Here is a 22,280-nt window from a genome sequence, read left to right on the forward strand (position 1 = left end):
CGCTCGCCCCGTGAACCCGTCGAAGGGCTCCCGCACGGACCTCACGCGCGGGAGCCCTTCGCTGTTCAGTGAGGAACCGCCTCGCCCTCCCGCTCCTTGAAGCGGACCCGCATCGAGCACACCGCCACCAGCACGGCGGACACCGCGACCACCGTCATGCCGACCGTCAGGTCCGTGAGGCCGGCGACGAAGCCGATCAGGGCCGGGCCCGCCAGGAGGCCGGTGGTGCCCATGGCGGCGACCAGGGCGAGGGCGCCCGGCCCCTCCGCGGCGGCGGCGACGTAGAGGCAGGGGGTCACCGTCGCCATGCCCAGGCCGACGCAGGCGAAGCCGACGAGCGCGGGCCAGGTGCCGCCCGCCAGCAGGGCGAGGGCGAGGCCCGTCCCCGCCATGGTGCTGCCCACCCGCACCATGCGCGCGTCGCCCCACCGGTTCCGCCAGCCGTCGCCCAGGAGACGGGCCAGCACCATCATGACCGAGACGACGGCGATGCCCAGCGGCGCCAGCCGCCCGGACGCGCCGGTCTCCTCCGTCAGATAGAGCGCCGACCAGTCGTTCATCGCACCCTCGACGACCGTGCCGAACACCATGGCGCCGCCCAGGACGAGAGCCGTGCGCGAGGCGCCCGTCAGGCTCCGCAGACCCTTCTTCCCGTCCTCCGCCGACCGCTCCCCGGCCGGGGGAGCCGGGGCGTCGGTGAGCACCCGTGGCCGGGAACCGGCCAGCAGCAGCACCCCGGCCGCCGCCGCCACCGCGAAGTGCGCGGTCACCGAGTGCGTCACGGTGTTCACCCCGGAGGCCAGCAGCGCGCCCCCGAGCGAGCCTCCGCTGAACGTCGCGTGCAACTGGGCCATCGCGGCCCGCCCGTAGTGGGACTCGAGGGCGGCGCCCTGCGCGTTCATGGCGACGTTCAGACAGCCGACGGCCACACCGTCGACGAAGATCACCAGCAGGGCGAGCGGATAACTGCCGGCCGCGGCCAGCACGGGCAGCACCGCCACCAGGGCCAGCGCGGACCACAGCGCCAGCCGCCGGGCGCCCAGCCGCCGCATCAGGGGCGCGACCAGCGGGAAGGACACCGCCGCCCCGACACCGGCGGCCATCAGCAGCAGCCCCACCTCCGTCCCGCCCAGGTCGAAGCGGTCCTTGAGGGCGGGCAGCCGGGAGGCCCAGGTGGCGTACTGGAAACCGAGGAAGAAGAACAGGGTGGCGGTCGCCAGTTGGTCACGGCGGAAGTCGCCGAGGGTGGGCAGCATGGACGTCAGGACCCCTCTTCCGGGCCGCCGGGGCGGCGGTGCTGGACCGGGCAGGACATGTAGACGGCGCCGTCGCCGTAACCCCCGTGGACCTCGACCCCGGGCTCGGGCCGGTAGCCGTGCCCGGACCAGAAGCTCTCCGTCCCGCCGACGGCGACCAGGGAGATCCGCTCGTACGACGACCGTCCCGCGACCGTCGTGAGGTGCCGCAGCAGTCTGCCGCCCAGCCCCCTGCCGCGCAGGTCGTCCGCGATCACGAGGTCGTGCAGGTGCAGGTTGCGGGAGTCGTACGCCCGCTCCTCCGGCCGGGTCAGGTCCGGGTACCGCAGCCGCGGGTAGGGCAGGGCGAGCACGTAGCCGGCGACACGGTCGCCGCTCTCCAGGACGAAACAGGTTCCCGGGGAGGACCGGCCCCGGGAGCGGAGCGCCTCGACGCCCTCGGACAGCGAGGCCGACGCGTACACCTCGGCCTCCAGCGCGGCGATCCGCGGCCAGTCGTCCTCGGCGACACGGCGGATGCGCACGTCCGGGCCGTCACCGCCCACGCAGACGCGGGGGAGCGGTTCGAAGCCGTTGAAGCCCTCGGTCGTGTAGCTGGCGGCGTAGGCGCCCGCCGACAGCACCCAGACCGGGTCGCCCGACGCGACCGCCCTCGGCACCCGCACCCGGCGGTGCTCGTGGTCGTAGGCGTCGTCGCTGTCGCAGGTGGGGCCCGCGACGACGACCGGCACCAGGCCGGCGTCGGCCGTGTCCGGGTGGGACGGGAAGACGAGCGGGTACCGCACCTGGTCCATCTCGTACAGGCCGTTGAACTTGCCGCAGCTCAGGTACAGCCAGTGCTCACGCTCCCCGTCCGGTCGGCGGCGGGACGTCAGCCGGGAGACGTGCGCCCTGATCGCGCCGTGGTCGGCCACCAGGTGGCGTCCCGGTTCGACGAGGAAGTCCAGGGGACGGGGGGACAGCTCCGCCAGCCGCTCCACGCCCTCGCGCAGCACGGCGAAGATCTTGTCCAGCGGGGGATCGAGCCGTTCACCCCGGCGGTCGGAATAGCCGAGCGCCGGCAGACCGCCGCCGAGGTTGACGTGGTCCGGCACGATCCCGCGGGCGTGCAGGGCCGTGAGCACCTCGGCGAGGGCCGCGAAGGCCCGCTGCCACGCCTCGGCGGTCATCTGCTGCGACCCGACGTGCACCGAAAGACCGGCGGGGACGAGACCCGCGTCCCGCGCGGTCTCCAGCACCCTCACGGCGTCCTCCGCCGAGCACCCGAACTTCCGGCTCAGCCCCCACAGCGCGCCCTCGCCGCCGGTCGCCAGCCGGCAGAACACCCGGGCGCCCGGGGCGTGCCGGGCCAGCGCCGCCACGTCCTCCACGCTGTCCGTGGCGAAGTCCCGGACACCGAGCCGGTACGCCCGCGCGATGTCCCGGTCGGACTTGACGGTGTTGCCGTAGTGGACCCGGTGCGCGGGCACGCCCGTCGCCAGCGCCCGGGCGATCTCCCGGGGGCTCGCCGCGTCGAAACCGGCGCCCCGGCCGGCCAGCAGGGCCAGGACCTCCTCCACGGGACACGCCTTCATCGCGAACCGCACGTCCACGCCGGGCAGTTCCGCGGTCAGCGCGTCGTACCGGGCGGCGATCCCGTCCAGGTCGTAGACGAGCGCGTCCTCGGTGGCGGCCGCGAGGGCGGCACGCAGGGCCGCGGTCACCGGAGAGCGCCCCGGCTCGCGTGCACGAGGGCCTCCCAGGCGCCGATCAGCGCCACGAAGTCCTCGGTGTCGAGCGCGGCCTCGTCCAGCAGCCGCTCCCGGTCCGCCGTCATGCCGCGCGCGAACTCGGCGTACTTCCCGCCCAGCCGTCCGTACGCCGCCGCGACCGTGTCCAGTCGCCGCTCGTTCTCCGTACGGTCCAGCCGCACGCTCTCGGCGAGGAACGCGGCGAACGGCGCCGGGTCGAGCCGCCCGCCGTCGTCCAGCAGCGCGGCGCCCGCGTCGGCCATCCGCTCGTAGACGTAGTGCAGGTACAGCATGGAGAGCAGGAACTTCACGAACCGCGTCTGGTACGCCAGGAAACCGGCGTGGGTGCGGCGCTCCCCGGTGTAGTAGTTCTCGATGTGCCGGTTGTGCAGGACGCCGGGCAGCGCGGCGTCGTACACGGCGTGGATGAGGAAGTAGTCGCTGCCGATGGTCGCGGTGGCGGGCGGCAGCGGCAGCCGCTCGTACACGTCCCGGTCGAAGGCGATGTTGGACATGTCGACGCGCATCGGGTCGACCAGCGTCAGCGTCGAGCGGTCGCCCGTGAAGGGCAGCGTCCCGGCGCCCTTGAAGGACTCCTCGACCAGCTCCCGCTTCTGCTCGGCGGACCAGTGGCCGGGCGCCCACAGGCCGACGACCTCCTCGTACACGTCCTTGTCGAGCTCCCGGATCCCGCCGATGTCGACGGAGAGCTCCCCGATGAAGGAGGCGCCCACCATCGACACGGGCCGGTCGGCGAGCGCGGGGTCGAGCGCCACCTCCGACACCCCGGCGAAGGCGTCACGGGCCCGCTTGCCCAGGGAGGTCAGCTCGTGGTGGACGGGGTAGACGGGCTCGCCGTCGAAGACCTGGTAGCTGCAGTCGGAGTCGCGCCGGTGCACCGAGCGGCAGTCCAGCGCCGCCGCGACGAGGAACGCCCGGTTGGTGCAGGCGCCGTACGAGAGCGCGTCCGGGAGCATCAGGTCGAGGATCCGCTCCGGCTCCGCGAGCGCGGCCCGCTCGACGGCGCCCCGCAGGAAGTCCCGCTGGGCGGACTCGTCGAGGTGGTGCACGACGACGCCCGCGGCCTCGGGGAGCGCGGCGACCGTCCGGGCGTGGGCCTCGCGGGTCCGCTCGTCGGAGGAGTCGAGGATCAGCAGGTGCACCTCGACGTCGAAGTGCCGGGCGGCGTACGAGGCCTCCCCGCCGATGGCGGTGATGGTCGCGGAGCACTCCCGGTCGGTGGGGAGGCTCAGGCATATCCGGTGCACGTCGGCTCCCTCTCTCATCGGGTCCGCCCGTTCCAGGAGTCCAGTCCCAGCAACTTCCGTCCCAGATCATTGAGTTCGGCGGAGCCGTAGCGTAGGGACTCGTGCTTCACCGCGTCGCCGAGCAGGGTCGCGTTCCACTCCGGGGTGCTGAGCGTGCGCCAGGACTCCACCCGGGAGCGGCGCAGCTCCCCGTGCTCCTCCAGCGCGGGCATCATCGACAGGTACTGCACCGCCCGCACCCCGTCGGCCGAGGTGTTGGGGGCCACGCCGTGCGCCAGCATTCCGTTGAAGATCAGCAGGTCACCGGCCTTGAGTTGGGGCCGGACGACCGGGAACTCGGTGCGGTCGGCACCGGGGCGGATCGGGTCCCGGTCGGCGGGCTGTCCGACCTTCCACTCCTCGAACCGGCGGAAGAGTTCCGGGGAGCACTGGAAGCCGCCCTGGTCCGGCTCCGTGTCGGTGAGCGCGATGATGCCCTGCACCCGCTGCGGCGGCACGCTCGCCGTGGTGTCCACGTCCCAGTGCAGCTCGATGTCGAACCCCTCGTCCGTGGGGTCGATGAGGGAACGCGAACGGTTGCGCACATTGGGCGGGTTGAGGTTGAGCCGGTCCAGGGTGACCCACAGCTCCTCGCAGTCCCACACGTCCACGAAGGCGTCGTACACCCGCCGGGCCTGCCGGCTGTCCCAGATCAGCTGGTGCTGGTACGCCTCGACGAAGCCGTAGACGTACAGGTCCCGGTCGAGGTCCGAGCGGAAGGCGCGCTCCTCGTACCAGGTCTCGGGGCGCTGCGGGTCCAGGCCCTGGAAGTCCCAGGCGAACTCCAGCAGCAGCTTGGCGGCGTCGGGGGAGATCGCCTCCGGCACCACCACGTAGCCGTGGTTCTGCCAGGACGCGAACTGCTCCTCGGAGAGCACCCGCAGCGGCAGGTCCTTGGTCAGGTGCCGCAGTTGCGTCCCGGCGAGGTAGGTCTCGCCGTCGGCGCTGAAGTAGGGGCGCTCGGAGGCGGCGCGGTGTAAGAAACGGTGGTGCGTCGTCATGCGGTACTCCGGAGATCGGGATCACTCACTGCATGCGGACAGAAGGGGATGGAGGAGGGGTCGGAGGCCGGCCGGTGCTACGCCGGCCCGGTGCGCCCCGCGAGGACCTCGGCCGCGGCGATGCCCGACACGCGCGTCGCGCCGTGCGTCGCCAGGTACACCGCCCCGGGACGCGCGCCGGCGGGTACGCCCATCTCGACGACGAGGGCGTCGGGCCGCCGGCGCACCAGGCCGGTGAGCGCGCGGGTCATCCAGCCGTAGCGGGCGGCGTCCCGGACGACCACGACCAGCGGACGGCCGTCCGCCGGGCGCAGTGCCAGCCGGTCCAGCACGTCCTCGTCACCGCCCTGGAGTTGCCGTTCGCCGAGCCGGACGGACGTGGTGCCCGGGCACAGCGTCTTCAGCGGTTCCGCCACGCCCCACGGGGTTCCGGGGTCGATGACGGGGGTGGTGGCGGGGGAGAGCTCCACCACGTGGGGGACGCCCACGAGCGGGAACCCGGTGTCACGGCCGGGCTCGTGATGGACGCGGACGGCCCGCCGGGCCGCCGCCAGACCGAGGTCGGGGGCGCCGGCGGGTGGGGCGGCGCCGCGCCGCAGCGTGCCCGCCCACGCGGCGAACTCCCGGACCCGGCCGGCCGCTTCGGCGAGCCGCCGCTCCGGCAGCCGTCCGTCCAGTACGGCGTTCACCAGGGCGTCGGCCAACCGCGCCGTGGTCTCCTCGGCGGCGTCCCCGCCGCCGACGCAGACCACGTCCGCGCCGGCGGCGACGGCCCGGACGGCGGCGCCCGGCACGCCGTAGCGGTCGGCCACGGCGCCCATCTCGACGGCGTCGGTCACGACCAGTCCGGTGAAGCCGAGTTCGCCGCGCAGCAGGTCGCCGACGACGGGGCGGCTCAGGGTCGCCGGCCACCGGCTGTCGTAGGCGGGCACCAGCAGATGCGCGGTCATCACGGCCCGTACGCCCGCGTCCATCGCGGCGATGAACGGCGGCAGCGCGGTCAGCGCGAGGGTCCCGGCGTCGGCCGGGACCCGCGGCAGCCCGAGATGGGAGTCGACCACGGTGTCGCCGTGGCCCGGGAAGTGCTTGGCGCACGCGGCGACCCCCGCCGACTGCAGTCCCCGCACCCACGCGGCGGTGTGCCGGGAGACGACGTCGGGGCGCGCCCCGAAGGAGCGCACCCCGATGACCGGGTTCAGCGGGGTGGTGTTGACGTCGGCGCTCGGCGCGTAGTTCAGGGTGATGCCGAGGCCGTGCAGTTCCCGGCCGACGTCCCGCGCGACCTGCTCGGTGACATCGATGTCGTCGAGCGTGCCGAGCGCCAGGTTGCCAGGGCGGGACGCCCCGGTGCGGGCCTCGAGCCGGGTGACGTCGCCCGCCTCCTCGTCGACGGCGACGACGACGAGACCCGGGTTCTCGGCGTGCAGGGCGGCGGTGAGCCCCGCCACCTGTTCGGGACCGTGGATGTTCCGGCCGAACAGGACGACCGAGGCGAGCCCCTCGGAGATCCGGCGGCGCACCCAGTCCGGCACCGTCGTCCCCGCGAAGCCCGGCTGGAGCACGGAGTGCGCCCACCGCAGCAGTCGCGGGTGGCTGCTCTCGGTCATCCGGTGCCTCCGTGCGGGGTTGTGCACGCGGCGGTTGCGGACGGAACGCGCCACGACTGGTTCAGACCACTGGGATGTTGGACTGGACCAATGGGCCCTGTCAAGGAACGCCCTTTCGGTGCGGCGGTCGAACACCCTTGGAAAAACGCGGTGTTGAACGCGAACCGCCCGGTCAGGGCCCCGGACGCGTCAGTGTCGCGGTGAACTTGTAGCGCGAGCCGCGGTACACCGAGCGGACCCACTCGACCGGCGTTCCCGTCTCGTCCCGCGAGTGGCGGGACAGCAGCAGCATCGGCAGGCCCACGTCCGTGGCGAGCAGCCCCGCCTCCCGGGGTGTCGCCGGCGAGGTCTCGATGGTCTCGTCGGCCTCCGCCGGCCGTACCCCGTACACCTCGGCGAGGGTGGTGTAGAGCGAGGTGTAGCGGGTCAGGTTGCGGCGCAGCCGGGGGAAGCGCCGGTCGGACAGGTGGGTCGCCTCGATCGCCATGGGCTCCCCGCCGGCCAGCCGCAGCCGCTCGATGCGCAGCACCCTGTCCTCCGGCTCCACCTCCAGCAGGGCCGCCAGCTCCGCGCCGGCGGCGATGTACCCGATGTCCAGCACCTGCGAGGTGGGGTTGAGTCCCTGCGCCCGCATGTCCTCGGTGTACGAGGTCAGCTGGAGCGTCCGGTAGACCTTCGGGCGGGCGACGAACGTGCCCTTGCCCTGGATCCGGTCGAGCCGGCCCTCGCCGACCAGCTCCTGCAGGGCCTTGCGGATCGTGGTGCGGGAGGTGCGGAACTCGACGGCGAGCAGGCGCTCGGCCGGCATCGGGGCGCCCGGGGCGCGCTCGTCGGTCATCTGCAGTAACCGCTGCTTGATGCGGTAGTACTTCGGTACGCGCCCGATGCGGCCCGGCGCCCCCGTGTCGGCCTGGGCGCTGCTGACGTCCGTGCTCATGACCTGCCTTCCGGCTGCGGTGTCCGGCGCGCGGACGGCAGGTGCCGACCGCGGTGCACGTCGGCGGACGGCCGGGTTCGGCGCCGCACGCTCGGCGATCCCGTTATAACGGTGTGTTCTCGCTTTGGTCTAGTCCAAGCGTCAACCCGTCCCCGTTTGGGCGGAGTTCCGCGCTCCGTCAGGGGTGCCGGAGCCGTTATCCAGGCGTGAGTTCACGACCCTTGACAGAGCCATAGGTCTAGGCCAAGCTCCCCTTGCTGGTCTAAACCATTTAGAGGAAGCCGGGTCCCAGCCCACCGAGCTGTTGCGCCGCTGTGGGGGTCACCGCCGAGGGCGTGGGTGTGCAAGGCATTCCTGAGGAGGGGTGGCGCGTGAAGCGCAAGCTGATAGCCGCGATCGGGGTCGCGGGCATGCTGTTCTCCGTCGCGGCGTGCGGCGGCGACGACGGTGACGGCGGCGACAAGGCCGGCGCGGACGGTTACGCCGGCGAGACGCTCACCGTGTGGGTGATGGACGGCTCGTCGCCCGACGACTGGCAGGCGGACCTCGCCAAGGAGTTCGAGGCGAAGACCAAGGCGAAGGTCAAGTTCGAGAACCAGCAGTGGAACGGCATCCAGCAGAAGCTGACCACCGCCCTGTCCGAGGAGAACCCGCCGGACGTCTTCGAGATCGGCAACACCCAGACCCCGGCCTACGCCAAGACCGGCGGCCTCGCCGACCTGGGCGACCTCAAGACCGAGATCGGCGCCGACTGGACCGACTCCCTCAACAATTCCTCCGTCTTCGAGGGCAAGCAGTACGCGGTGCCGTGGTACTTCGCCAACCGCGTCGTCGTCTACAACAAGAAGGTCTGGGCGGACGCGGGGCTGAAGGACACCCCCAAGACCCGCGACGAGTTCTACGACGCCCTCAAGACGATCGGTGAGAAGACCGACGCCGAGCCGATCTACCTGCCGGGCCAGAACTGGTACCACTTCGTCGGCCTGGTGATCGGCGAGGGCGGCGAGCTGGTCAAGAAGGACGGCGACACGTACGTCTCCAACCTCGACGACCCGAAGGTCGCCGCCGCCACGGAGACCTACAAGAAGTTCCAGGCCCTGTCCGAGGCCCCCAAGGACAAGGACGAGGCCACCCCGCAGCAGGCCGAGATCTTCGCCAAGGGCAAGACCGGCTCGTTCATCGGCATGGGCTGGGAAGCCGCCACCGCGATCAAGGCCAACCCGAAGATCGAGCAGGACATCGGCTACTTCACCATCCCCGGCGCCACGGCCGACAAGCCCGAGGGCGTCTTCCTCGGCGGCTCCAACCTCGCCGTCGCCGCGGGCAGCCAGAAGCAGGAGCTCGCCAAGGAGTTCCTGAAGATCGCGCTGTCCGACAAGTTCGAGGGCGCGCTCGCCAAGGCCAACGGCGTCATCCCCAACAAGGAGTCGCTGCAGAGCAACCTCGAGGGCAACGCCCCCGCCGAGGCCGCCGCGCCGGCCGCCGCCGTCGGCGGCACCACGCCGCTGATCCCCGAGTGGGCCGCCGTCGAGAACGACCCCAACCCGATCAAGACGTACCTGACCGCCGTCCTGAACGGAAAGTCCCCGGCCGAGGCCGCGAAGCAGGTCGAGGGCGAGTTCAACAAGCGCCTGGCGCAGCAGCAGTAGGCGCGCGAGCGCACGGATGGGGGCGGGGGCCGGCCACTCGCCGGCTCCCGCCCCGGCGTCGAGTACGTCGAGAAGAGAGATCGCGAGCATGACCGTGCAGACCGAACGGCCGCCCTCCGGCCCGGCGGACGTCCGCAAGGCGGACGACACAGGACCCGGCAGGCCGACACCGCGAGCCGCGTCGCGCGCCGGCGCGCTCGCCCCGTACCTGTTGCTGCTGCCCGCCGTCGCGGCCACCGTGCTGCTGCTCGGCTGGCCGCTGCTGAAGGACCTGCTGCTGTCCTTCCAGAACCTCAACATGGCGCAGCTGATCCAGCACGTCACCGAGTGGAACGGCGTCGACAACTACAAGGAGGTCCTCACCGGCGAGGACTTCTGGCGGGTCACCCTCCGCTCGATCCTGTTCACGGCGGCCAACGTCGTCCTGATCATGGTCCTGGGCACGCTGACCGGCCTGCTGCTCGCCCGCCTCGGCAAGCGGATGCGGTTCACCCTGCTGTTCGGCCTGGTGCTCGCCTGGGCGATGCCCGTCGTGGCCGCCACCACCGTCTACCAGTGGCTGTTCGCCCAGCGCTTCGGCGTCGTCAACTGGGTCCTGGACAAGCTCGGCTGGCACTCCATGGCCGACTACAGCTGGACCAGCAGCCAGATGTCGACGTTCTTCGTCGTCACCCTGCTGATCGTGTGGATGTCCATCCCGTTCGTCGCGATCAACCTCTACGCGGCGACCACCACCATCCCGAAGGAGCTCTACGAGGCCGCGTCCCTCGACGGCGCCGGCGCCTGGCAGAGCTTCACCACGGTCACCATGCCGTTCCTGCGGCCGTTCCTCTACGCGACGACGTTCCTGGAGATCATCTGGGTCTTCAAGGCGTTCGTCCAGGTCTTCACCTTCAACGGCGGCGGCCCCGACCGGCTCACCGAGATCCTGCCCGTCTACGCCTACGTCGAGGGCGTCGGCAACCAGCACTACGGCATGGGCGCGGCGATCGCCGTCCTGACCATCCTGATCCTGCTCGGCCTGACCGCCTACTACCTCAGGATCGTGCTCAAGCAAGAGGAGGACGAGCTGTGAAGCGCTCGCTCTTCGGCCGCCTGTGGCCCAACGTCACGGCCGTCGTCCTGTTCATCGGCTGCGTCTTCCCCGTGTACTGGATGTTCGCCACGGCGTTCAAACCGACCGGCGACATCATCTCGGAGAACCCGGTCTGGTTCCCGACCGACATCACCTTCGAGCACTTCGAGACCGCGACCAGCGTCGACAACTTCTGGACCCTCGTCGGCAACTCGCTGATCGTCACCGTCCTCGCGGTCGTCTTCTCGCTGATCATCGCCCTGGTCACGTCCTTCACCCTGGTGCGGATGCGGTTCAAGGGGCGGCGCGGCTTCATCATCGGCTTCATGCTCGCCCAGATGGCGCCCTGGGAGGTCATGGTCATCGCGATCTACATGATCGTGCGGGACGCCTCCATGCTGAACAGCCTGGTGCCGCTCACGGCCTTCTACATGATGATGATCCTGCCCTTCACCATCCTGACGCTGCGCGGCTTCGTCGCCGCCGTGCCGAAGGAGCTGGAGGAGGCGGCGATGGTCGACGGCTGCAGCCGCCTCACCGCGTTCCGCCGGGTCGTCCTGCCGCTGCTCGCGCCGGGCCTGATGTCCACCTCGATGTTCGGCTTCATCACCGCCTGGAACGAGTTCCCGCTCGTGCTGGTGCTCAACAAGGAGGCCGAGGCGCAGACCCTGCCCCTGTGGCTGTCCAGCTTCCAGACCGTCTTCGGCGACGACTGGGGCGCGACCATGGCCGCCTCCTCCCTGTTCGCCGTCCCGATCCTGATCCTCTTCGTCTACCTGCAGCGCAAGGCCGTCAGCGGCCTCACCTCAGGCGCCGTGAAGGGATAACGCCACCCGATGACGACAACCACCACCGGCACCGACACCCTCACCCGGGACGCGCTCGCCGTACTGCAGCCGGGCTTCGCCGGCACCACCGCGCCCGACTGGGTGCGCCGCCGGCTGGCCGAGGGCCTCGCCTCCGTCGCCCTCTTCGGCCGCAACGTCACCACCGCCGAGCAGGTCACCGCCCTCACCGCGCAACTGCGGGCCGAGCGGGACGACCTGCTGGTCGCCATCGACGAGGAGAGCGGCGACGTCACCCGCCTGGAGGTCCGCACCGGCTCCTCCTTCCCCGGCAACCACGCGCTCGGCGCCGTCGACGACACCGACCTGACCCGGGGCGTCGCCCGCGAACTCGGCCGCCGGCTCGCGGAGTGCGGCGTCAACTTCGACTGGGCGCCGTCGGCCGACGTCAACGCCAACCCCGACAACCCGGTGATCGGCGTGCGCTCCTTCGGCGGCGACACCGCCCTGGTCGCCCGGCACACCGCCGCCTACGTCGAGGGCCTGCAGTCCACCGGCGTCGCCGCCTGCACCAAGCACTTCCCCGGCCACGGCGACACCAGCGTCGACTCCCACCACGCGATCCCGCACATCGACCTCGACGCCAAGACCCTCGACGAGCGCGAACTGCAGCCGTTCCGGGCGGCGATCGCGGCCGGCACCCGTGCCGTCATGAGCGCGCACATCCGGGTGCCGGTCCTCGACCCGGACCGCCCGGCCACGCTCTCCCGGCGCATCCTCACCGACCTGCTGCGCGGTGAACTCGGCTACCGGGGCCTGATCGTCACCGACGGCATGGAGATGCGCGCCATCTCCGGCACCTACGGCCTCGAACAGGGGGTCGTCCTCGCCATCGCCGCCGGCGCCGACGCGATCTGCGTGGGCGGCGGGCTGTGCGACGAGGGCACCGTGCAGCGCCTGCAGGACGCGCTGGTCGCCGCCGTACGCTCCGGCGAACTCCCGGAGGAGCGGCTCGCCGACGCCGCCGCCCGGGTGCGCGCCCTCGCCGACTGGACCGCCGCCGTACGACGCTCCCCGGCCGCGGCCGTCGCACCCGAGCCGGAGATCGGCCTCACGGCGGCCCGCCGCGCGGTGACCGTCACCCGCGCCACCGGCCCCGCGCCGGTCACCGGACCGGTGTACGTGGCCACCTTCAACCCGGCCCCGAACATCGCCGTGGGCGACGAGACCCCGTGGGGCGTCGGCGCGGAGCTGGAACGGCTGCTGCCCGGCACCACCACCGGCCACTTCACCGGCCCCGACGCCGGCGAGCAGGCGCTGAGGGCGGCGGCCGGCCGGCGCGTCGTCGCCGTGGTCCGCGACGAGCACCGGCACCCGTGGATGCGCACGGCCCTGGACACCCTGCTCGCCGCCGACCCGTCCACCGTGGTCGTGGAGATGGGCGTACCGCAGTCCGCACCGCGCGGCGCGGCGCACATCGCCACCCACGGCGCGGCCCGCGTCTGCGGTGTGGCGGCGGCGGAGGCGGTCGTGGCGGGCTGACCCGCCGGCACGGGCAGGGCTACGGGTAGATCTTCCGCCCCTCGGCGAGCATGGCGACGAACTTCTCGATCCGGGCCGCCCGGGTCTGCGGCCGCTTGGCCTCCTCGATCCGGTGGAGAATCGCGTACCGGTTGCGGCTGTCGAGGGTGCCGAAGAAGTCACCGGCTCCGGGCGCCGCGTCCAGCGCGGCCCGCAGGTCGTCGGGGACGGTCGCCGTGCTCTGGCTCGCGTACGCGGCATCCCAGCGGCCGTCCGCCCGCGCCCGCTCCACCTCGCGCAGCCCGGACGGCCGCATACGCCCCTGCTCGATGAGATCGAGGGCCTTCTGCCGGTTGACCGCCGACCACCGGCTGCGCGCCCGCCGCGGGGTGAACCGCTGGAGCCAGTGGGTGTCGTCCAGCCCCTTCTTGTGCCCGTCGATCCAGCCGTAGCACAGTGCCGACTCCAGCGCGGTCGCGTAGTCGACCCCGATGATCCCGGACCCCTTCTTCGGGATCCTCAGCCACACCCCGTCGACATCCCCCTGATGCTCCTCCAGCCACGCCTCCCAGTCCTTTTGCGTCTCGAAGGAGAGCATCGGCCCCACCACACTGTTCACTTCACCCGTCATACGCCCATGCAACCGGCCCGGGCGACGCGGGTCAACGAGGGCTGGGCCCGGCAGCCGGCCTGAGTTTTTTCTCGCCCCCACCGCCCCTTCCCTTCCCGTCCCGGGGCTCCGCCCCGGGCCCCGCTCCTCAAACGCCGGAGGGGCTGAAATCAGCCCGTCCGGCGTTTGAGGACGAGGCCCGTAGGGCCGAAAGAGGGGTCTGGGGGCGCAGCCCCCAGGGACGGGACGGGAAGGGGCGGTGGGGGCGAGCAAGGTCAATGGTGACGCAGCCCACGCAGCAGAGCCGTGGCGGCAGCCGCCGCGGTCAGGGCCGTGCCCGTCAGGGCGAGGGTGCGGGCGGCGCGGCCCACTCATGGGGGTCTTCTGCGCGAGCGGCACGGTCCTCGACGGTGCGCCGGGTACCCCACGGGTACCGGGGGCAAGCGTCACGCTGCGCGGGCCCCGCGATGGCGGAGCGTGTCGTTATTGGGCCGAACGGGTGACCATGAGTAAGAATTGCCCGATGCAGACAGCCAGTGCGACAGGGGACGGAGCATGCCGGTGAACAGCCACGACGTCACCGACGAACAGTGGGAGGGGCTCGCCCAGGTCGTTCCGCTGCGGGGCCGCGACGCGTGGCCGTCCGCGGTGGGCCACCGCGCCCTGCCCGAGGCCGCGACGGAGGCGCGCCGCCGTTTCGTCGTCCTGCGGGTGAACGTGTTCGCGGACGCCCGCGAGGTCGCCGAGACACTGATGTCCGGGATACCGGTCCTGCTCGACCTGACCGGCGCGGAGACCGAGACCGCCAAACGAGTCCTGGACTTCAGTACGGGCGTCGTCTTCGGCCTGGCCAGCGGGATGCACCGGGTCGACCGCAACGTCTTCCTCCTGACTCCGGCCGGCACGGAGGTCACGGGGCTGATGGAGGGGGTGGGGGTGCCGGGGGCCTGAGCGCGTCGCCCGATCGTGGGAAGGCCCGTCGAGCGGAACGGTTCGCCCCGCACCGGACCCCTTAGCGTCCCGCACATGACCCCACCTTCCCCGCCCCGCCCGGACATGAGCACATCGCCCTCGTCTGCGGGCCCGGCCGCACCGGATTCGCGGGCCGCACCGGATTCACCGAGTTCACCGGTTACACCGGATTCAGTGGATTCGCCGGTTACACCGGTTACGTCGGATCTGTCGGCCGCGCGGTCCGCCGGCGTCGTGGGCCACCCCGACCGGCCGCGCGTCACCGAGCTGCTGCTGTCCGCCTTCGCCGGGCATCGCGGCGTGGCGCTCCCGCTCGGGGCGCTCACCCTGCTCGCCGGGCCCAGCGGGAGCGGCAAGACCAGCGCGCTGCGGGCGTACGAGGCGCTCGCCCGGCTCGGCGGCGGGGCCGAGCTGGGGGAGGCGTTCCCGGAGCCCGGCGCCTGTGTGCCGGAGCGGGCCCGTGCCGACGCCCAGCGCCGCCGCGGCTTCCGCATCGGCTGTACGGCCGACGGTCCCGAGGGGCCGGTCCGGCTGGAGGTCGCCGTGCAGGCCGAACCCGGGCTGCGGATCGTGGGGGAGCGGCTGACGGCGGGCGGGGTGGTCCTCCTGGAGACCGCCCTGCGCGACCCCGGCCGGCGCACCGTACAGGCCGCCTGGCACACGGCCGGGGCGGCTCCGGTGACCCGCGCCCCGCTGCCGGACGACCGGCTCGGCACCGCACTGCTGCCGCTGCGCGTCGCCGGCAAGACCCCCGGGCAGCGCAGGGTGCTCGCCGCCGCCGAGCAGATGGTGGTCGCCCTGCGCTCCGTCTTCCCCTGCGACCCCCGCCCCGAGCGGATGCGGGACCCCGTCCGGGTCGGCACCGGACGGCTGCTCGGCGGCTGCGACAACCTCGCCGACGTCCTGTGGCGCACCCGCGCCGAGTGCGGACGCCGGTACGCCCTCCTCGTGGACGCGGTGCGCGCCGGATGCGCCGGGCCGGTCACCGGCCTGCTCGCCGAGCCGTACGACGCCGGCCGCCTGGTCCGCGCCCTCCTCGACCGGGGCGACGGCACCCGTACCGAGCTGCGGCGCCTCGGCGACGGCGAGCTGCGGTACGCCGCGCTCGCCCTGGTGCTGCTCACCGGGCCCGGTGTGCTGGAGGTCGACGCGCCCGGCGAGGTCCCGGCGGCGCTCCAGACCCTCACGGTCCTCGCCGACGGTTTGGACCGGGCGCTGGATCCGGTGCAGCGGGGCGAGCTGCTGCGCCTGGCGGCGCGGATGTGTGAGCGCGGGCACATCCGGCTGGTCGGGGCGGTGAGCGACGCCTCCTGGGCGGCGGGGGTGAGCGGGGTGACGGTGGTACACCTGGACCGTGACTGATCCGTACGACCTCGCGGGGCTCCAGCACCGGCTCGCCGAGTTCGCCGCCGCGCGGAACTGGCAGCCGTACCACACCCCGAAGAACCTCGTCGCCGCGCTCAGCGTGGAGGCGTCCGAACTCCTCGAGATCTTCCAGTGGTTGACGCCCGAGGAGTCCGCCCGCGTCATGGACGACCCGGACACCGCGCACCGCGTGAGCGACGAGGTCGCCGACGTCCTCGCGTATCTGCTCCAGCTGTGCGAGGTGCTCGGCGTCGACCCGCTGGCCGCGCTGGCCGCGAAGATCGACCGCAACGAGCGCAGGTTTCCGGTGGGGGAGCCGCCTCAGGGGTGAGGAGCCATCGACTCCGTTATTACTCTCCGTATCTGAAAAGTGAACTCCATCCGAATCGTTGTCGGCAGATTTCGGTCTTCCTCTGGCTTTTTGTCTCACACTCTTTCACTCTGGGTAGTGAACAAGGGAGTTCAACGGATGCGGACGCGTGGGCAGCGCGTCGGACAGACGGGGGCAGCGCATGGACGCTGTGCGGCTCATCGTGACAAGCAGGCGCGCCCTGGCCGCGGGCGGTGGCGTGCGGGAGCTGCTGACCGAGGTGTGGCAGGCGCAGGCTCTGGCTCAGGCGATCGGGAGCCGCCTCGCCGTCGTCGGCCCGCCCGAACTGCGGGGTGAGGCACTGGGGCTGACCGAGCTGGCGGGCCGTGGCTGCGGAGTGCTGGGCGCCCCGGAACTCGGCCCGGACGAACTGCGCGCGGCCCGGCTCACCGAGCTGGGCGAGACCCGCCCGGTCCTGCTGCACCTCGGCGGTCTGCTCGGCGAGGTCGGTATCGCCCTGGTGGGGCTCGCCAGCTCCGCGGACGACGAGGCGACGTACTGGCAGTGCATGGAGGCCATCGACGCGGCGGACGAGTCCCGCGACCGCGTCCTGGAGATGCTCCGCAAACTGACATCCCGCGACGAGGCGTTACCGGAGCGCGAGGCCGGCTGACACGACGGGCCCGCGGCAGTCACCTGCCGCGTCAGCCGCGGGCAGTCGCATGCCGCGTCAGCCGCGGGCAGTCGTGCCTCCCCCCAGTGCCTCAAGGGTCTGGGAGGTACCCCCAGGGCGGCACGGGTGGGCGGTGGGGGTACCTCCCGCTCGAGCGGAGCCGAGAGTGGGGGAGGCACCCCGTAAGCGCCAGGTCGCGCGCCCCCCGGCCCACTCCAATGCGGGGCACTTCGCAGGCGCCGCGCTGCAAACACCCCCGCAAGCGCCGACCCTCGCACGCAAGCGTGCAGGATGGAGCCATGGATCTTCGCATCTTCACCGAGCCCCAGCAGGGCGCCACCTACGACACCCTCCTCACCGTCGCCAAGGCAACAGAAGACCTCGGCTTCGACGCCTTCTTCCGCTCCGACCACTACCTCAGCATGGGCTCCGCCGACGGCCTGCCCGGCCCCACCGACGCCTGGATCACCCTCGCCGGCCTCGCCCGCGAGACCAAGCGCATCCGGCTCGGCACCCTGATGACCGCCGGCACCTTCCGCCTCCCCGGCGTGCTCGCCATCCAGGTCGCCCAGGTCGACCAGATGTCCGGCGGCCGTGTCGAGCTGGGCCTGGGCGCGGGCTGGTTCGAGGAGGAGCACAAGGCGTACGGCATCCCCTTCCCGAAGGAGAAGTTCGCCCGCCTCGAGGAGCAGCTGGAGATCGTCACCGGCCTGTGGGCCACCGAGACCGGCAAGACCTTCGACTACCACGGCACGTACTACGACCTCACCAGGTCCCCCGCGCTCCCCAAGCCGACCCAGCCCAAGGTGCCGGTGCTCATCGGCGGCCACGGCGCGACCCGCACGCCCCGCCTGGCCGCCCGTTTCGCCGACGAGTTCAACATGCCCTTCGCCTCGATCGAGGACACCGCGACGCAGTTCGGCCGGGTCCGCGACGCCGCTCGGGAAGCCGGCCGCGACCCGGGCGAGCTGGTCTACTCCAACGCCCTCGTCGTCTGCGTCGGCAAGGACGACCAGGAGGTCGCCCGCCGCGCCGCCGCGATCGGCCGCGAGGTCGACGAACTCAAGACCAACGGCCTGGCGGGCTCCCCCGCCGAGGTCGTCGACAAGATCGGCCGCTACGCCGAGACCGGCGCCGGCCGCATCTACCTCCAGGTCCTCGACCTGCACGACCTCGACCACCTGGAGCTGATCTCCGCCCAGGTCCAGTCCCAGCTGTCGTAGGCACGAGCACCGCGCCACCCGGGGCCGTCCGTACGGAACGGACGGCCCCGCCGCATGCGCCGGTAAATTCCCGGGGCATCCCCGACGGTTCCCGGTACGTTGGCACCACACGTCCGAATCCGGCGTGTCCCCCCAGCTCAGAAGGCGTTTCGAGGTGTAACCACCGTGTTCCTGACGATCAGTACCACCGGCTCCGCCGAGCGCCCGGCGACCGATCTCGGTTTCCTGCTGCACAAGCATCCCGAGAAGGCGCAGGCGTTCTCCACGTCCTACGGCACGGCCCACGTCCTCTACCCCGAGGCGGACGCCGAGCGCTGCACGGCGGCGCTGCTGCTGGAGGTGGACGCGGTGGCACTGGTCCGGCGCGGCAAGGGCAAGGGCCGCGGGGGTGCCCCCGACGCGGCACTCGCGCAGTACGTCAACGACCGCCCGTACGCGGCGTCCTCCCTGCTCGCCGTCGCGCTGAGCGGCGTCTTCTCCAGCGCGATGCGCGGTGTGTGCGCCGCCCGCCCGGAACTGCCGGGGCAACCGCGTCCGCTGCGTATCGAGGTGCCCGCGCTGCCCGCCCGCGGCGGCGCCGAACTCGTCCGCCGGCTCTTCGAGCCGCTCGGCTGGACGGTCACCGCCGAGCCCGTGGCCCTGGACGCCGAGTTCCCCGAGTGGGGCGACTCGCGGTACGTACACCTGGTCCTGGAGGCGGCGACGCTCACCCTCGCCGAGGCCCTGCGCCACCTCTACGTACTGCTCCCCGTCCTCGACGACGCCAAGCACTACTGGGTCTCCTCCGACGAGGTCGACAAGCTGCTGCGCGCCGGTGAGGGCTGGCTGCCCGCGCACCCGGAGCAGAAGCTGATCACCAGCCGCTACCTGTCCCGCCGCTGGTCGCTGACCCGCCAGGCCATGGAGCGACTCGAGCTGGTCCGGCTGGCCGAGGTGGACGACAGCGACGTCGAGGAGATCGACAACGCCGTGGCGGCGGAGTCCGAGTCCGAGTCCGAGGAGAAGCCGACCCCGCTCGCCCTGCAGCGGCGGGAGGCGATCCTCGCCGCGCTCCGCGCCTGTGGCGCCGCCCGGGTGCTCGACCTCGGCTGCGGCCAGGGCCAGCTCGTCCAGGCACTGCTCAAGGACCCGTCCTTCACCGAGATCGTCGGCGTCGACGTGTCGATGCGGGCGCTCACCATCGCCTCCCGGCGGCTCAAGCTGGACCGCATGGGGGAGCGGCAGGCGGCGCGCGTACAGCTCTTCCAGGGCTCGCTCGCGTACACCGACAAGCGGCTCAAGGGGTACGACGCCGCCGTGCTCAGCGAGGTGATCGAGCACCTCGACCTGCCCCGGCTGCCCGCCCTGGAGTACGCGGTGTTCGGCGCGGCCCGCCCCCGCACGGTCCTCGTGACCACCCCCAACGTCGAGTACAACGTGCGCTGGGAGACCCTCCCGGCCGGGCACGTCCGGCACGGCGACCACCGCTTCGAGTGGACCCGCGAGGAGTTCCGCGCCTGGGCGGCCGAGGTGGCCGAACGGCACGGATACGGGGTGGAGTTCGTGCCCGTCGGGCCGGACGACCCCGAGGTCGGACCGCCCACCCAGATGGCCGTGTTCACGGCCGGGACCGTGAAGGAGGAGAAGGCCGCATGACCGCCACCGCCGAGACCCCGCAGCCGCGGGGCCGTACCCTGCCCGTCACCGACCTCTCCCTCGTGGTGCTCGTCGGCGCCTCCGGCTCGGGCAAGTCCACCTTCGCCCGCCGCCACTTCAAGCCGACCGAGGTCATCTCCTCCGACTTCTGCCGCGGTCTGGTCGCCGACGACGAGAACGACCAGAGCGCGAGCCGGGACGCCTTCGACGTGCTGCACTACATCGCCGGCAAGCGGCTGGCCGCGGGCCGCCGCACCGTCGTCGACGCGACCAACGTGCAGCAGGACGCCCGGCGGCAGCTGATCGAGCTGGCCAGGAAGTACGACGTCCTGCCGATCGCCGTCGTGCTCGACGTCCCCGAGAACGTGTGCGCCGAGCGCAACGCCACCCGCACCGACCGCGCCGACATGCCCCGCCGGGTCATCCAGCGCCACACCCGCGAACTCCGCCGCTCCCTGCGTCACCTGGAGCGCGAGGGCTTCCGCAAGGTGCACGTGCTGCGCGGTGTGGAGGAGGTGGAGCACGCCACCGTCGTCACCGAGAAGCGGTTCAACGACCTCACCCACCTCACCGGCCCCTTCGACATCATCGGTGACATCCACGGCTGCGCGGCCGAACTGGAGGCGCTGCTCGGCAAGCTGGGTTACGTCGACGGCGTGCACCCCGAGGGCCGCACCGCCGTCTTCGTCGGCGACCTCGTCGACCGCGGCCCGGACAGCCCCGGCGTGCTGCGCCGCGTGATGGCCATGGTGAAGGCGGGCGACGCGCTGTGCGTGCCCGGCAACCACGAGAACAAGTTCGGCCGTTACCTCAAGGGCCGCAAGGTCCAGCACACCCACGGACTCGCCGAGACCATCGAGCAGATGGACGAGCAGAGCGAGGAGTTCCGCGCCGAGGTGCGGGAGTTCATCGACGGACTGGTCAGCCACTACGTCCTCGACGGCGGCCGGCTGGTGGTCTGCCACGCCGGTCTGCCGGAGAAGTACCACGGCCGCACCTCCGGCCGGGTCCGCAGCCACGCCCTCTACGGCGACACCACCGGCGAGACCGACGAGTTCGGCCTGCCCGTGCGCTACCCGTGGGCGGAGGACTACCGCGGCCGGGCCGCCGTCGTCTACGGCCACACCCCCGTCCCGGAGGCGACCTGGCTCAACAACACCATCTGCCTGGACACCGGCGCCGTCTTCGGCGGCAAGCTCACCGCGCTGCGCTGGCCGGAGCGGGAGCTGGTGGACGTACCGGCCGAGCGGGTCTGGTACGAGCCGACCCGCCCGCTGCGCACCGAGGCCCCCGGCGGCCACGACGGCCGTCCGCTGGACCTGGCGGACGTGCACGGCCGCCGCTTCGTCGAGACCCGGCACCACGGCCGGATATCGGTCCGTGAGGAGAACGCCGCCGCGGCCCTGGAGGTGATGAGCCGCTTCGCGGTCGACCCGCGCCTGCTGCCGTACCTCCCGCCGACCATGGCCCCCACCGCCACCTCGCACCTCGACGGCTACCTGGAGCACCCGGTCGAGGCGTTCGCCCAGTACGAGCGGGACGGCGTCGCCCGGGTCGTGTGCGAGGAGAAGCACATGGGCTCCCGCGCGGTCGCCCTGGTCTGCCGCGACGCCGACGTGGCCGCGGGGCGCTTCGGCGCCACGGGAGGCCCGACCGGCTCGCTCTACACCCGCACCGGCCGTCCCTTCTTCGACGACACCTCCGTCACGGAGGAGATCCTCGGCCGGCTGCGCACGGCCGTCACCGAGGCCGGTCTCTGGGAGGAACTCGACACGGACTGGCTGCTGCTGGACGCGGAACTGATGCCGTGGTCGCTGAAGGCGTCCGGGCTGCTGCGCTCCCAGTACGCGGCGGTCGGCGCCGCCTCCGGCGCGGTCTTCCCGGGCGCCCTGGCCGCCCTGGAGGGCGCCGCGGCCCGCGGTGTGGAGGTGAAGGACCTGCTGAACCGCCAGCGGGAACGCGCCGACTCCGCCGCGGCGTTCACCGACGCGTACCGCCGCTACTGCTGGACCACCGACGGCCTGGACGGCGTCCGTCTGGCCCCGTTCCAGATCCTCGCCGTCCAGGGCCGCAGCCTCGCCGCCCTGCCCCACGACGAGCAACTCGCCCTCATCGACCGCCTGGTCGAGCACGACACCACCGGACTGCTGCAGACCACCCGCCGCCTCTACGTCGACACCGCCGACCCCGAGTCCGTGCGCGCCGGAGTCGACTGGTGGCTGGAGATGACCGGACGCGGCGGCGAGGGCATGGTCGTCAAGCCGGTCGGCGCCCTGGTGCACTGGGGGTCCCCCCGCTCGAGCGGAGCCGAGAGTGGGGGAGAGAAGGGCCGCCCGGTGCAGCCCGGCATCAAGTGCCGGGGCCGCGAGTACCTGCGGATCATCTACGGCCCCGAGTACACCCGCCCGGAGAACCTGGCCCGCCTGCGCAACCGCTTCCTCAACCACAAGCGCTCCCTCGCCCTGCGCGAGTACGCCCTCGGCCTGGAGGCCCTGGACCGCCTCGCCGGAGGAGAGCCGCTGTGGCGGGTCCACGAGCCGGTCTTCGCCGTACTGGCCCTGGAGTCGGAGCCGGTGGACCCGAGGCTGTGACAGGCACGTGTCGCATCGGTGGTGAATGAATCC

Annotated in this window: 18 protein-coding genes and 1 pseudogene; 11 read left to right on the top strand and 8 right to left on the bottom strand. The window is 72.4% G+C overall.

All coding sequences use genetic code 11. From position 1 onward, the window contains the following. Positions 1–65: 65 nt before the first annotated feature. The 7 genes and pseudogenes from KUM38_RS11010 to KUM38_RS11035 form a co-directional block, all read right to left on the bottom strand. Complete coding sequence (locus tag KUM38_RS11010) at positions 66–1,256, bottom strand: MFS transporter (RefSeq protein WP_217129126.1); 1,191 nt, start codon at positions 1,254–1,256, stop codon at positions 66–68. A 5-nt stretch (positions 1,257–1,261) separates the two neighbouring features. Beyond that, complete coding sequence (locus KUM38_RS41735) at positions 1,262–1,801, bottom strand: GNAT family N-acetyltransferase (RefSeq protein ID WP_308408949.1); 540 nt, start codon at positions 1,799–1,801, stop codon at positions 1,262–1,264. Further along, a pseudogene (locus KUM38_RS11015) lies at positions 1,796–2,998 on the bottom strand (type III PLP-dependent enzyme); the annotation flags it as partial. The gene KUM38_RS41735 and the pseudogene KUM38_RS11015, both read right to left, overlap by 6 nt. Beyond that, positions 2,956–4,272: a DUF6271 family protein gene (locus KUM38_RS11020; RefSeq protein ID WP_217129127.1), complete on the bottom strand. Its 1,317-nt coding sequence runs from the start codon at positions 4,270–4,272 to the stop codon at positions 2,956–2,958. The gene KUM38_RS11020 and the pseudogene KUM38_RS11015, both read right to left, overlap by 43 nt. Beyond that, entirely contained in the window at positions 4,269–5,294 is a 1,026-nt protein-coding gene (locus KUM38_RS11025; protein WP_217129128.1) for a phytanoyl-CoA dioxygenase family protein, read from the bottom strand. The genes KUM38_RS11020 and KUM38_RS11025 overlap by 4 nt, the downstream gene beginning before the upstream one ends. A gap of 77 nt (positions 5,295–5,371) precedes the next feature. Beyond that, positions 5,372–6,901, bottom strand: coding sequence for a glycoside hydrolase family 3 protein (locus tag KUM38_RS11030; RefSeq protein WP_217129129.1), 1,530 nt, complete (start codon positions 6,899–6,901; stop codon positions 5,372–5,374). 172 nt (positions 6,902–7,073) lie between these two features. After that, complete coding sequence (locus KUM38_RS11035) at positions 7,074–7,838, bottom strand: GntR family transcriptional regulator (RefSeq protein ID WP_217129130.1); 765 nt, start codon at positions 7,836–7,838, stop codon at positions 7,074–7,076. Positions 7,839–8,209: 371 nt separating this feature from the next. On the opposite strand from KUM38_RS11035, the gene KUM38_RS11040 reads away from it, so the two are divergent. The 4 genes from KUM38_RS11040 to KUM38_RS11055 all read left to right on the top strand — a co-directional run bounded on the left by KUM38_RS11040 (position 8,210) and on the right by KUM38_RS11055 (position 12,889). Beyond that, complete coding sequence (locus KUM38_RS11040; RefSeq protein WP_217129131.1) at positions 8,210–9,487, top strand: extracellular solute-binding protein; 1,278 nt, start codon at positions 8,210–8,212, stop codon at positions 9,485–9,487. A gap of 88 nt (positions 9,488–9,575) precedes the next feature. Further along, complete coding sequence (locus KUM38_RS11045) at positions 9,576–10,562, top strand: carbohydrate ABC transporter permease (RefSeq protein WP_217129132.1); 987 nt, start codon at positions 9,576–9,578, stop codon at positions 10,560–10,562. After that, positions 10,559–11,389, top strand: coding sequence for a carbohydrate ABC transporter permease (locus KUM38_RS11050; RefSeq protein WP_217129133.1), 831 nt, complete (start codon positions 10,559–10,561; stop codon positions 11,387–11,389). The genes KUM38_RS11045 and KUM38_RS11050 overlap by 4 nt, the downstream gene beginning before the upstream one ends. A 9-nt stretch (positions 11,390–11,398) precedes the next feature. Next, a complete protein-coding gene (locus tag KUM38_RS11055) occupies positions 11,399–12,889 on the top strand; it encodes a glycoside hydrolase family 3 protein (protein ID WP_217129134.1) in 1,491 nt (496 codons plus the stop codon). Between the two features lie 19 nt (positions 12,890–12,908). Here KUM38_RS11055 and KUM38_RS11060 read toward each other — a convergent pair whose 3' ends face one another. Further along, a complete protein-coding gene (locus KUM38_RS11060) occupies positions 12,909–13,466 on the bottom strand; it encodes a YdeI/OmpD-associated family protein (protein WP_217129285.1) in 558 nt (185 codons plus the stop codon). 567 nt (positions 13,467–14,033) lie between these two features. On the opposite strand from KUM38_RS11060, the gene KUM38_RS11065 reads away from it, so the two are divergent. From KUM38_RS11065 to KUM38_RS11095, 7 genes are all read left to right on the top strand, one after another. Continuing rightward, the gene (locus KUM38_RS11065) at positions 14,034–14,429 is read left to right on the top strand and encodes a cell division protein SepF (RefSeq protein ID WP_217129135.1); all 396 of its coding nucleotides are present in this window, start codon (positions 14,034–14,036) and stop codon (positions 14,427–14,429) included. Between the two features lie 75 nt (positions 14,430–14,504). Then, positions 14,505–15,812 (top strand): ATP-binding protein, encoded by a 1,308-nt coding sequence (locus KUM38_RS11070; protein WP_217129136.1) that lies wholly within the window; start codon positions 14,505–14,507, stop codon positions 15,810–15,812. Continuing rightward, positions 15,805–16,146: a nucleotide pyrophosphohydrolase gene (locus tag KUM38_RS11075; protein ID WP_217129137.1), complete on the top strand. Its 342-nt coding sequence runs from the start codon at positions 15,805–15,807 to the stop codon at positions 16,144–16,146. The genes KUM38_RS11070 and KUM38_RS11075 overlap by 8 nt, the downstream gene beginning before the upstream one ends. Before the next feature lie 181 nt (positions 16,147–16,327). Continuing rightward, positions 16,328–16,798, top strand: coding sequence for a DUF6099 family protein (locus KUM38_RS11080; protein ID WP_217129138.1), 471 nt, complete (start codon positions 16,328–16,330; stop codon positions 16,796–16,798). A gap of 299 nt (positions 16,799–17,097) precedes the next feature. After that, entirely contained in the window at positions 17,098–18,021 is a 924-nt protein-coding gene (locus KUM38_RS11085; RefSeq protein ID WP_217129139.1) for an LLM class F420-dependent oxidoreductase, read from the top strand. 165 nt (positions 18,022–18,186) lie between these two features. Next, positions 18,187–19,656 (top strand): 3' terminal RNA ribose 2'-O-methyltransferase Hen1, encoded by a 1,470-nt coding sequence (locus KUM38_RS11090; protein ID WP_217129140.1) that lies wholly within the window; start codon positions 18,187–18,189, stop codon positions 19,654–19,656. Further along, positions 19,653–22,247, top strand: coding sequence for a polynucleotide kinase-phosphatase (locus tag KUM38_RS11095; protein ID WP_217129141.1), 2,595 nt, complete (start codon positions 19,653–19,655; stop codon positions 22,245–22,247). Before KUM38_RS11090 ends, KUM38_RS11095 begins: the two co-directional genes overlap by 4 nt. Positions 22,248–22,280: the final 33 nt, after the last annotated feature.

Source organism: Streptomyces sp. AC558_RSS880, from assembly GCF_019049255.1.
Taxonomy (GTDB): domain Bacteria; phylum Actinomycetota; class Actinomycetes; order Streptomycetales; family Streptomycetaceae; genus Streptomyces.